Genomic DNA, 11,477 nt, shown 5'->3' with positions numbered 1-11,477 from the left:
CGGTCAGCCCGTGGCCGACGACCGTGCTCGCGCCGCGAGGGCGGCGGGCGTCGGTGGTCCGCGCCATGATGTCCCCGTGAGCGAGACACCGAAGACCCAGGTCGCACCGGAGGACGCCGCCGCCCGGCGGCGGTGGACGGAGCTGGCCGAGCAGCTCGAGGCGGACCAGTTCGCCTACTACCTCAAGGACGAGCCGACGTCGTCGGACGCGGACTACGACGCCCGCATGCGCGAGCTCGAGCGCCTCGAGGAGGAGCACCCCGAGCTGCGCACCCCGGGGTCGCCGACCCAGCGTGTGGGGGGGACGTTCTCCACCGCGTTCACCCCGGTGGAGCACGTCGAGCGGATGCTCTCGCTCGACAACGCGTTCAACGCCGAGGACCTCGCGGCGTGGGCCGAGCGCGTGCACCGCGAGCTGGAGCTGCCCGAGGGCCGGACGATCGACTACCTGTGCGAGGTCAAGATCGACGGCCTGGCGATCGCCCTGCTCTACGACGACGGCCGCCTCGTGCGCGCCGCGACGCGCGGGGACGGGCGCACGGGCGAGGACGTGACCCTCAACGTGCGGACGGTCGAGGGCGTCCCGCACACGCTCGGCGGGGACCCCGCCACCCACCCGCACCGCATCGAGGTCCGCGGCGAGGTCTTCATGCTCGTCGCCGAGTTCGAGGGGCTGAACGCCGCGCAGGTCGCCGCCGGCAAGGCGCCGTTCGCGAACCCGCGCAACGCCGCCGCGGGCTCCCTGCGGCAGAAGGACCCGCGGGTCACCGCCGGGCGGCCGCTGCGGATGTACGCGCACGGCGTCGGTGCCCTCGAGTGGCAGCGTGGCCGCCCGACGAGGCTCGAGCGGCAGTCCGACGCGTACGGGCTCCTCGCCGGCTGGGGCGTGCCGGTGTCCCCGCACAACCGTGTGGTCGACGGCATGCGGGCCGTGCAGGAGATGATCGACCACTACGGCGAGCACCGGCACGACATCGAGCACGAGCTCGACGGCATCGTCGTCAAGGTCGACGAGCTCGCGCTGCAGCGCCGCCTCGGCGCGACGAGCCGGGCCCCGCGCTGGGCGATCGCCTACAAGTACCCGCCCGAGGAGGTCAACACGACGCTCCTCGACATCCGGGTCAACGTCGGGCGCACCGGGCGCGTCACGCCCTACGGCGTGATGGAACCGGTGGTCGTCGCCGGGTCCACCGTGGAGATGGCGACGCTGCACAACGCCAGCGAGGTCGAGCGCAAGGGCGTGCTGATCGGCGACACCGTGGTGCTGCGCAAGGCGGGGGACGTGATCCCCGAGATCGTCGGCCCGGTCGTCGCGCTGCGCGAGGGGCGGGACGACGAGCTGCGGGCCTTCGTCATGCCGACGGAGTGCCCCTCCTGCGGCACGCGCCTCGCCCCCGCGAAGGAGGGCGACGTCGACATCCGGTGCCCCAACCAGGAGTCCTGCCCGGCGCAGATCCGCGAGCGGCTGTTCCACGTGGCGGGCCGGGGCGCGTTCGACATCGAGGCGCTCGGCTGGGAGGCGGCCGGGGCGCTGACGGACCCGGAGGCCAACCGGCCGGCGGACGCGACGGTGTACCGGCCCGGCGGCAGGATCGAGGAGCCGGCGCCCGAGCGGCTGCCGGAGCGCCAGACCCCGGTGCTCGCCAACGAGGCCGGCCTGTTCGACCTCACGCCCGACGCGCTGCGCGACGTGCGCACGTGGCGCGAGCTGCGTCGCAGGGTCGACGACGCCCCGGACGGCCGCAAGACCGAGGGGACCGGGCTCTGGACGGACCGGCCGTACTTCTGGACCACCAGCGACAAGGGCGGGGCGCGCCCGTCGGCGACGACGGACACGCTGTTCGCCGAGATGGACAAGGCCAAGGCCCAGCCGCTGTGGCGCGTGCTGGTGGCGCTGTCCATCCGGCACGTGGGCCCGACGGCGGCCCGCGCCCTCGCGCAGCACTTCGGCTCCATCGACGCGATCGAGGCGGCCGCGTCGAAGGACGACGAGGCGTCCGAGCTCGCGGCGGTCGACGGCGTCGGCCCGACGATCGCGCGCGCGGTCAAGGAGTGGTTCGGCGACCCGGAGGAGGGCGGCTGGCGCCGCGGGATCGTCGACGCCTGGGCGGCCGCGGGGGTGCGTACGCAGGACGAGCGCGACGCGTCGGTGCCCCGCACGCTCGAGGGGCTGACCGTCGTCGTCACCGGGTCGCTGGAGGGCTACTCGCGCGACGGCGCGAAGGAGGCGATCCTCGCGCGGGGTGGCAAGGCGGCGGGCTCGGTCTCGAAGAAGACGGACTTCGTCGTCGTCGGCGAGAACGCCGGGTCCAAGGAGTCCAGGGCGCGCGAGCTGGGCCGGCCGATCCTCGACGAGGCCGGCTTCACGGCGCTGCTCGAGGGAGGTCCCGACGCGGTGGAGGTCCCGGCCGCCGACGCCTGAGCCGTACCCCGGGCGGGAGCGGGGGTCAGCGCTGCTCCGAGCTCTGCGCGACGAGCTCGTCGACGGACGCCGACGCGAGGAACTGCTCGGTGACCATCGCGCCGGCACCGAGCACCCCGGCGTGCGCGCCGGTCAGCGACGCGGTGATCCGCAGGTGCTGCGTCGCCAGCGGCAGCGACCGCTGGTAGACGATCTCCCGGATGCCCGCGACGAGGTGCTCGCCCGCCTCGGCGAGCACGCCGCCGATCACGATCCGCGAGGGGTTGAGCAGGCTGACGCACGCGGCCAGGACGGCGCCGATGTCGCGCCCGGCCTGGCGCACGGCCTGGCTCGCGGCGACGTCGCCCCCGCGCACGAGGGCGACGACGTCGGACGCCGTGGTGACGTCCGCGCCGCCGGCCCGCAGCGCCGTCGCGATCGCCTGGCCCCCGGCGATGGCCTCCAGGCAGCCGACGTTCCCGCAGCGGCACGGCACGTCGCGGGCCCCTGGCACGGCGACGTGCCCGAGGTCGCCCGCGGCCCCCTGCGCGCCGCGGCGGAGCCTCCCGTCCATGACGAGGCCCGCCCCGATGCCGGTCGCGACCTTGACGAACAGCAGGTCGCGCTCGTCGGGCAGCGCGGTGCGGTGCTCGCCCAGGGCCATGATGTTGACGTCGTTGTCGACGAGCGCGGTGGGTGTCCGGAAGCGCCGGCTCAGCGCGGCCGGGACGTCGACGGCGTCCCACCCGGGCATGAGCGGCGGGTTCACCGGGTGGCCCGTCGCGTGGTCGACGGGTCCGGGGAGCCCGATCCCGACGCCGGCGAGGTCCTCGAGGGACCGCCCGGCACCGACGACGAGCTTCTCCCCGGCCTCTGCGGTCCAGCCGAGCACGGCGTCGGGCCCGTCCGCGATCGCGAGCGGTGCCTCCAGCTCAGCGAGGACGGCGCCCGCGAGGTCCGTGACGGCGAGGCGTGCGTGCGTGGCGCCGAGGTCGACGCCGAGGACGATCCTGGCGTCCGGGACGAACGCGAACGTCGAGGGCGGGCGTCCGCCGGTGCTGGTGGCCTCGCCGGAGGGAGCGAGCAGACCCACCGCGCAGAGCGCGTCGATGCGCGCGGCGACGGTCGAGCGGGACTGGCCGGTGGTCGCGACGAGCGCGGCACGGGTCCGCGGCTCACCGTCGCGGAACAGCTGGAACATCTCGCCGGCGCCCGTCGGGCGCGGCGGGAACTTCTTCAGCCCTTCCATAGGCACAGTGAAACACCAATCTGTCGTACGGACTCCAGACTTCTGATTACCAGACTCTGTCACGGCCGAGTAACGAAGCAAAAGTACCCCATCTTTTGCTTGACGACTGACAGAAGTGCGTCTACGTTCGTCGCATGGTCATCGCAGACCCCCCAGCACCGCTGCTGCAGATGCGCGGCATCGTCAAGATCTTCCCGGGCGCACGCGCCCTCGACGGCGTGGACCTCGAGGTCCGCCAGGGAGAGGTGCACTGCCTCCTCGGGCAGAACGGCGCCGGCAAGTCCACGCTCATCAAGGTCCTGTCTGGCGCCCACCAGCCGACCGAGGGCGCGGTCCTCATCGACGGCGAGCCGGTCACGATCACCGACCCCGTGTCGGCGCTGCGCCACGGCATCGCCACGATGTACCAGGAGCTCGACGTGGTCGACGGGCTCTCGGTCGCCGAGAACGTCTACCTCGGGCACGAGCTGTCCGCGGGCGGCTTCACGGCCCGGCACCGGCTCGCCCGGCACGCACGGGCGCTCCTCGACCGGCTCGGGCACCGCGAGATCTCCCCCAACCGCGAGGTCGGGACCCTGCCGGCCGCGGGCAAGCAGATCGTCTCCATGGCTCGCGCGCTCTCCCACGACGCGCGGGTGATCGTCATGGACGAGCCGTCGGCCGTCCTCGACGCCGGAGAGGTCGCCAACCTGTTCCGCGTCGTGCGGGACCTGTCCGCACAGGGCATCGCGATCGTCTACATCTCCCACCGCCTCGAGGAGATCCGCGAGATCGGCGACCGCATCACGGTCCTCAAGGACGGTGCGAGCGTCGCGTCCGGGCTCGAGGTGGCCGCGACCACGACCCCGGACCTGATCCGGCTGATGACGGGGCGCACGGTCGAGGGGACGTTCCCGGAGCGCCCGGGCGTGCCCGAGGATGCCGCCCCCCTGCTCGAGGTGGAGGACCTCACCCTCCGCGGCGTGTTCGAGAAGGTGTCGCTGACGGTGCGCGCGGGCGAGGTGCTCGGGCTCGCGGGGCTCGTCGGCGCCGGACGGTCCGAGATCCTCGAGACGGTCTACGGGGCTCGCCGGGCGTCGTCGGGCACCGTGAGCGTGGCCGGGGCACCGGTGCGGCCGGGATCCGTGCATCGCGCCGTCGACGCGGGGATCGGGCTGTGCCCCGAGGAGCGCAAGTCCCAGGGACTGGTGCTCGACGAGGCCGTCTACCGCAACATCACTCTCCCGAGCTTCACCCGCTTCGCGCGGTCCGGCTTCGTGGACGAGCGCGCAGAGCGCGCCGTCGCGCGAGAGCAGGTGACCGCCCTCGACGTGCGCCCCGCCGACGTCGACAGGGCCGTGCGCACGCTCTCCGGCGGCAACCAGCAGAAGGCGCTCCTCGCCCGCTGGCTCGTGCACGGGTGCCGGGTGCTCCTCCTGGACGAGCCCACGCGTGGCGTCGACGTCGGTGCCCGCGCGGAGATCTACGCCCTGGTACGGGCGCTGGCCGACGCCGGGGCCGCGGTCGTCGTCGTCTCCAGCGAGATCGAGGAGGTGCTCGGCCTCGCGGACCGCGTGCTGGTGGTCTCCGAGGGGCGGGTCGTCCACGACGGGCCGGCCACGTCGATCGACGAGCACGGCGTGCTCGACCTCGTGATGGAAGGACGTGTCGCATGAGCGGTCAGCAGGACGCCGGGAGCTCCGTGTCGGAGCAGAACGACGCAGCAGCGCTCGGGGGGCGTCCACCCTCGACGCGCGAGGGCACGTCACCCGGCCGCGGCCGAGAGCTCCTCGGCGGCGGGGTGGGGCGCAATGCCGGGCTCGTGCTCGCGCTGCTGCTGCTCTGCGTCGTCGGGTACGCGACAGCCGGCGAGCGGTTCCTCAGCGTCGACAACTTCCTGACGATCCTGCGGCTCGCGGCCGTGCTCGGCGTGCTGGCTGTCGGCATGACGTTCGTCATCACCGGAGGCGGCATCGACCTGTCGGTCGGGTCGGTCCTGGGTCTGGCGACGGTCTGGGCGAGCACGGTCGCCACCCAGACGATGGCGCAGGACACGCACTGGACGGTCATGGTCTTCACGGCGCTCGCCGTCGGCACGGCGGCGGGCCTCGTCAACGGTGTCCTCATCGCCTACGGCAAGGTCGTCGCGTTCATCGCGACCCTCGCCATGCTCATCGGCGCCCGCGGGCTCGCCGAGATCATCTCGGGCCGCCAGAACCAGATCGTCGAGGTCGACGGTTTCCTCGACTTCTTCCGTGCCGACTTCCTCGGCGTGCCGGTGCTGGTGTGGATGTTCGCGCTGGTCGCCGTCGCCGGATGGGTGCTCCTGAACCGGACGACGTTCGGGCGCCGCACCGTGGCCGTCGGCGGCAACCCGGAGGCGGCGCGGCTCGCGGGCATCAAGGTGCAGCGCCACGTCATGTACCTCTACGCGCTGTCCGGGCTCACCGCCGGCATCGCGGCGGTCCTGATGCTCGCTCGCACGACCGCCGGGACGTCCACCCACGGTCAGCTCTACGAGCTGGACGCGATCGCGGCCGTCGTCGTCGGCGGGACGCTCCTCGCCGGCGGCCGGGGCACGATCGCGGGCACCGTCCTCGGGGTCCTCATCCTCACCACCCTGACGAACGTCTTCACGCAGAACAACATGTCCATCTCGGCGCAGTCCGTCACGAAGGGCGTGATCATCGTCGTCGCCGTCCTGCTGCAGCAGCGGTTCGCGAACCGCAGCAGCGCGAGCACGTGACCCCGCGGCGCGGCACCACGCGGCACGGCACCACCCGGCCCGACCTCACCAGCAGTACGACATCAAGGGAGATCTCATGTCTGCACGGACGACCACACGCCGCCGGCTCGCGAGCCTCACGGTCGCCGGCGCCGCAGCGGCGCTGCTCGTGAGCGGCTGCACCTCGAACACCGAGGACACCTCCGACGACGGGGACGGCGGCGGCACCGCCACCGAGGTCGACGCCGCCACGTCGAACGACGAGACGGGCGACACCGTCGTCATCGGCTTCTCGGCACCGGCTGCCGACCACGGCTGGATGGGCGCGATCACCAAGAACGCCGTGGCGATGGCGGACTCGTTCGATGACGTCGAGCTCCGGCAGGCGGAGGCCACGAACGACGTCAACGTCCAGATCAGCCAGGTCGAGCAGTTCATCAACGACGGCGTCGATGCCATCGTCCTGCTGCCCTTCGACGGGGCCTCGCTCACCGCGGTCGCGACGAAGGCGATGGAGGCGGGCATCCCCGTCGTCAACGTCGACCGCGAGTTCTCCAGCCCGTTCGCCGCGCGCACCACCGTGCTCGGCGACAACTACGGCATGGGGGTCAGCGCGGGCACCTACATCTGCTCCCAGCTCGCCGACGACCCCGACGCCGTCGTGGCGGAGATCGCCGGGATCGACTCCCTCCCGCTGACCCAGGACCGCAGCAAGGGCTTCAAGGACGCGCTGGACGACTGCGGGCTCGACGTCGACCACCGGGTCGCCGCGGACTTCACGGTCCAGGGCGGGGAGTCGGCGACCTCGAACCTGCTGCAGGCCGCGCCGAAGATCGACGCCATCTGGAACCACGACGACGACCAGGGGGTGGGCGTCATGGCCGCCATCGAGAACGCCGGCCGCGACGAGTTCTTCATGGTCGGCGGGGCCGGGTCCAAGAACGTGATGGAGGACATCAAGTCCGGGGACACGGTCCTCCAGGCGACCGTCGTCTACCCGTCCACCCAGGCCGCCGACGGCGTCGAGCTGGCGCGCCTGATCGCCCACGGCAAGAGCCTGACCGACATCTCGACGGTGGGCGTGCCCCGCCAGGTCCAGCTCTTCGCGCCCGTCGTGACGGCGGACAACGTCGACGAGTTCCTGCCCACCGCGTTCGAGTCCTGAGCCGACATGACAGACGCAGGTCGCCGCCGCCTCGGCGTGGGGATGGTCGGCTACTCGTTCATGGGTGCCGCGCACTCCCAGGCATGGCGCACGGCCCCGCGATTCTTCGACCTGCCGCTGGCGGTCTCGATGACTGCGCTCGCGGGCCGGGACCGCGACAAGGTCGCGGCCGCGGCGGCACGTCTCGGCTGGGACTCGGTCGAGACGGACTGGCATGCGCTCCTCGGGCGCGCGGACGTCGATCTGGTCGACGTCTGCACCCCCGGTGACACGCACGCCGAGATCGCGATCGCGGCGCTCGAGGCCGGCAAGCACGTCCTCTGCGAGAAGCCGCTGGCCAACTCCGTCGCCGAGGCGGAGGCGATGGTTGCGGCCGCGGACGCCGCGGCCGAGCGTGGGGTCGTCGCGATGGTCGGGTTCACCTACCGTCGCGTGCCGGCGGTCCAGCTCGCCCGCAGGCTCGTGGCGGACGGCCGGATCGGTGCGGTCCGCCACGTGCGGGCGCAGTACCTGCAGGACTGGTTGTCCGATCCCGAGGCGCCGCTGACCTGGCGCATGGACAAGCAGCGGGCGGGCTCGGGCGCGCTCGGCGACATCGGTGCCCACATCGTCGACCTCACGCAGTTCGTCACGGGCGAGGCGATCACGAGCGTCTCGGGTCTGCTCGAGACGTTCGTGCCGGTGCGTCCCGTCGCGACAGGGCTCGCGGGCCTCTCCGGGACCGGCGGGGACGAGACCGGGCCGGTCACGGTGGACGACGCCGCGTGCTTCCTGGCACGCATGTCCGGTGGTGGCGTCGGCGTCTACGAGGCGACGAGGTACGCGCAGGGCCGCAAGAACGCGATCCGCATCGAGATCAACGGGTCGCGCGGAGCGCTGGCGTTCGACTTCGAGGACATGAACGTCCTGCACTTCTTCGACGCCGACGAGCCGGCCGCGACGGCGGGGTTCCGGCGGATCGTCGTCACGGAGCCCGAGCACGCGTACGTCGCCGCGTGGTGGCCGCCGGGGCACGGGCTCGGGTACGAGCACGCGTTCACGCACCAGGTCGTCGATCTCGTGGGCGCGATCGCTGCCGGGAACGTACCCGCGCCCTCGTTCGCCGACGGCCTCGCCGTCCAGCGCGTGCTGGACGCCGTCGAGCGCAGCGCCGAGAAGGGATGCTGGCTCGAGGTCGACGGACCGACCGGCTCTCGACGAGGAAGGAACTGAGATGGCACGACGGATCAGCCTGTTCACCGGGCAGTGGGCGGACCTGCCGCTCGAGGAGGTGGCGGGGCTCGCGGCCGGATGGGGGTATGACGGCCTCGAGCTCTGCTGCTGGGGCGACCACCTCGACGTCACGCGCTGGGACGACGACGAGTACGTCCGCGGCCGGCTCGACCTGATGGCGCGGCACGGGCTGGAGATCGTGGCGATCTCGAACCACCTGACCGGCCAGGCCGTGTGCGACGACCCCATCGACCGGCGCCACCAGGAGATCCTCCCGCCGCAGGTGTGGGGCGACGGCGAGCCGGAGGGGGTACGACGCCGGGCGGCCGAGGCGATCAAGGACACCGCGCGCATGGCCGCCAGGCTGGGCGTGCGGACCGTCGTGGGGTTCACGGGCTCGTCGATCTGGAAGACGGTCGCCATGTTCCCGCCCGTCCCCGCCGACATGGTCGAGGCGGGCTACCAGGACTTCGGCGACCGGTGGAACCCGATCCTGGACGTCTTCGACGAGGTCGGCGTCCGCTTCGCGCTCGAGGTCCACCCCAGCGAGATCGCCTACGACTACTGGACGGCCGAGCGCACCCTGGAGGCCATCGGCCACCGCGAGTCCTTCGGCCTCAACTGGGACCCCAGCCACATGGTCTGGCAGGACCTCGATCCCGTGGGGTTCCTGTGGGACTTCCGGGACCGCATCTTCCACGTGCACTGCAAGGACACCAAGAAGCGGCTCAACGGCCGCAACGGTCGACTGTCCTCGCACCTGGCATGGGCGGACCCCCGCCGCGGCTGGGACTTCATCTCGACGGGCCGCGGGGACGTGCCCTGGGACGACGCCTTCCGGATGCTCAACGCCATCGGCTACGACGGGCCTCTGTCCGTGGAGTGGGAGGACGCGGGGATGGATCGCCTGCTCGGGGCGCCGGAGGGGCTGGCCTTCGTCCGAGCGAACGCGCTGGACGCCCCGGAGGCGGCCTTCGACTCCGCGTTCTCCTCGACGGACGGAGCAGGAGCGGTCAGCGCTCCGCCAGCACCATGACGACGTCGTCGTGGGTCTCGCCGCCGACGACGTAGCGGCGGCTGCCGACGGTCGCGAACCCGTGCTTGCGGTAGAAGGCCTGGGCGCGGGCGTTCTCGCCGTTGGTGCCCAGCCAGACGTCCCGCGCGCCGAGCCTCTCGCGAGCGACGCCGAGCGCCTCGCGCATCAGCGCGCCGGCGGCGCCCGTGCCCTGGGCGGCCGGGTCGACGTAGATCTTCGACAGCTCCACCCGGGTCCCCAGTCCGACGAGCGCCGCGACCTCGGGGTCGTCGACCGGCCCGCGGGCGAGCAGCGCATACCCCACGGTCCTGCGGTCGGCGTCCTCGACCACCAGGAGGGCGTGGTCCGGGCTGCTCGCCCACGCCGCGAAGCGGTCGGCGCCGAGCTGCGTGCGCACGTGCTCGGCGACCGCGGCCGGGTCGGCCCCGGGCGGGCAGGCGAGCGGGAACGTCAGCGCGGCGACGCGCACGAGGTCGGGGACGTCGTCCGCGGTGGCGGGACGGGTGCGATGGTTCACGCTCGCACTGTAGCCATCGCGCCGGAGGGCGCATCATGGCGCCATGGGCCCGACGACGCAGCGCACCATCGACCTCAACGCCGACCTGGGGGAGGGCTTCGGCGCGTGGACGATCGCGGACGACGCCGCGCTGCTCGACCTCGTCACGAGCGCCAACGTCGCCTGCGGCTTCCATGCGGGGGACCCGGCCACGATGCGCGCGGTGACGCGCGGCGCCGTCGAGCGCGGTGTGCGCGTCGGGGCGCACGTGGCCTACCGCGACCTCGCGGGGTTCGGACGGCGGTTCGTCGACGTCCGTCCGGCGGACCTGGCCGACGACGTCGTCTACCAGATCTCCGCCCTCGACGGCTTCGCGCGCCTGGCCGGCGACCGGGTGCGCTACGTCAAGCCCCACGGTGCGCTCTACACCGCGATCGTGCACCACGAGGCCCAGGCTGCGGCGGTGCTCGACGCGGTGCAGGAGTACGACGCGACACTTCCTGTCGTGGGGCTGCCCGGTTCGGTCGTCCTGCGCGAGGCGGAGCGGCGGGGCCTGCGCACGGTGCGAGAGGCGTTCGCCGACCGTGGCTACCGCGCCGACGGCACGCTGGTGCCGCGCGGCGCGCCGGGCGCCCTGGTGCACGACCCCCGCGAGGTGGCCGACCGGGTGCTGGGCATGGTGCTCGACGGCCGGGTGCGGTCGGTCGACGGGCCGGCCCTGACGGTGGACGCCGAGTCGGTCTGCGTGCACTCGGACACCCCGGGGGCGGTCGGCCTGCTGCGGGCGGTCCGGGACCGCCTCGTCGCCGAGGGGGTCGGAGCCGTGCCGTTCTGCCGCTGACCGGGGTCGCGACGGGCCGGGCTCACGACCGTGTGCCGGGGGTCACGGTGGGATGGTTTGGAGGGGGGCTGGGGGCCGTGTAATGTTCTTCTTGTCAGCCCGGCAGGGCGGGACGGACACGGATCTTGGGCTTCGCGGCCTGGGGGAGTCGCTCTTTCGGGGGCTGGCCGGTGGCTGTCTGCCGCGGGTGTGATCCCTGTGAACGAGGCCTTCGGGTGTGGTGCGCTTCGGTGTGCCCGGCTGGTGGTGGAGGGTGTGGGGGCTGGACGCGGGTGACTGGGTCTGGTAAGTTGGAGAAGTTGCCCCGGGTTCGGGTGCTCCACGGTGTGGGGTGGTCGGGACGGTGCGCGTCGGTTGTTTGAGAACTCAACAG

At 72.9% G+C, this 11,477-nt stretch carries 9 protein-coding genes; 7 read left to right on the top strand and 2 right to left on the bottom strand.

The window, feature by feature from the left end; all coding sequences use genetic code 11:
- Nucleotides 1–76 precede the first annotated feature (76 nt).
- A complete protein-coding gene (ligA, locus tag EDF32_RS01565; RefSeq protein WP_123306795.1) occupies nucleotides 77–2,422 on the top strand; it encodes an NAD-dependent DNA ligase LigA in 2,346 nt (781 codons plus the stop codon).
- A 25-nt stretch (nucleotides 2,423–2,447) separates the two neighbouring features.
- On the opposite strand, the gene EDF32_RS01560 is transcribed toward ligA, so the two are convergent.
- Nucleotides 2,448–3,650: an ROK family protein gene (locus EDF32_RS01560; RefSeq protein WP_123306794.1), complete on the bottom strand. Its 1,203-nt coding sequence runs from the start codon at nucleotides 3,648–3,650 to the stop codon at nucleotides 2,448–2,450.
- Between the two features lie 134 nt (nucleotides 3,651–3,784).
- Between EDF32_RS01560 and EDF32_RS01555 the strand changes: the two genes are divergently transcribed.
- From EDF32_RS01555 to EDF32_RS01535, 5 genes are all read left to right on the top strand, one after another.
- Nucleotides 3,785–5,305 carry a sugar ABC transporter ATP-binding protein gene (locus EDF32_RS01555; protein WP_123306793.1) on the top strand — a complete coding sequence of 507 codons (1,521 nt, stop codon included), beginning with the start codon at nucleotides 3,785–3,787 and terminating at the stop codon, nucleotides 5,303–5,305.
- Nucleotides 5,302–6,375 carry an ABC transporter permease gene (locus tag EDF32_RS01550; protein ID WP_123306792.1) on the top strand — a complete coding sequence of 358 codons (1,074 nt, stop codon included), beginning with the start codon at nucleotides 5,302–5,304 and terminating at the stop codon, nucleotides 6,373–6,375. The genes EDF32_RS01555 and EDF32_RS01550 overlap by 4 nt, the downstream gene beginning before the upstream one ends.
- Before the next feature lie 76 nt (nucleotides 6,376–6,451).
- Complete coding sequence (locus EDF32_RS01545; protein ID WP_123306791.1) at nucleotides 6,452–7,519, top strand: substrate-binding domain-containing protein; 1,068 nt, start codon at nucleotides 6,452–6,454, stop codon at nucleotides 7,517–7,519.
- A gap of 6 nt (nucleotides 7,520–7,525) precedes the next feature.
- Nucleotides 7,526–8,731 carry a Gfo/Idh/MocA family protein gene (locus EDF32_RS01540; protein WP_123306790.1) on the top strand — a complete coding sequence of 402 codons (1,206 nt, stop codon included), beginning with the start codon at nucleotides 7,526–7,528 and terminating at the stop codon, nucleotides 8,729–8,731.
- Between the two features lies 1 nt (nucleotide 8,732).
- A complete protein-coding gene (locus tag EDF32_RS01535) occupies nucleotides 8,733–9,767 on the top strand; it encodes a sugar phosphate isomerase/epimerase (RefSeq protein WP_123306789.1) in 1,035 nt (344 codons plus the stop codon).
- Here the strand turns inward: EDF32_RS01535 and EDF32_RS01530 are convergent.
- Nucleotides 9,745–10,284 (bottom strand): GNAT family N-acetyltransferase, encoded by a 540-nt coding sequence (locus EDF32_RS01530; RefSeq protein WP_123306788.1) that lies wholly within the window; start codon nucleotides 10,282–10,284, stop codon nucleotides 9,745–9,747. The two genes, EDF32_RS01535 and EDF32_RS01530, sit on opposite strands and share 23 nt — an antisense overlap.
- A gap of 43 nt (nucleotides 10,285–10,327) precedes the next feature.
- On the opposite strand from EDF32_RS01530, the gene EDF32_RS01525 reads away from it, so the two are divergent.
- Nucleotides 10,328–11,104 carry a LamB/YcsF family protein gene (locus EDF32_RS01525; RefSeq protein WP_123306787.1) on the top strand — a complete coding sequence of 259 codons (777 nt, stop codon included), beginning with the start codon at nucleotides 10,328–10,330 and terminating at the stop codon, nucleotides 11,102–11,104.
- Nucleotides 11,105–11,477 lie beyond the last annotated feature (373 nt).

The organism is Cellulomonas sp. PhB143 (genome assembly GCF_003752595.1).
Taxonomy (GTDB): domain Bacteria; phylum Actinomycetota; class Actinomycetes; order Actinomycetales; family Cellulomonadaceae; genus Paraoerskovia.
Note: the sequence above shows the minus strand (reverse complement) of the source record. Positions and strands in the feature narration are given on the sequence as shown.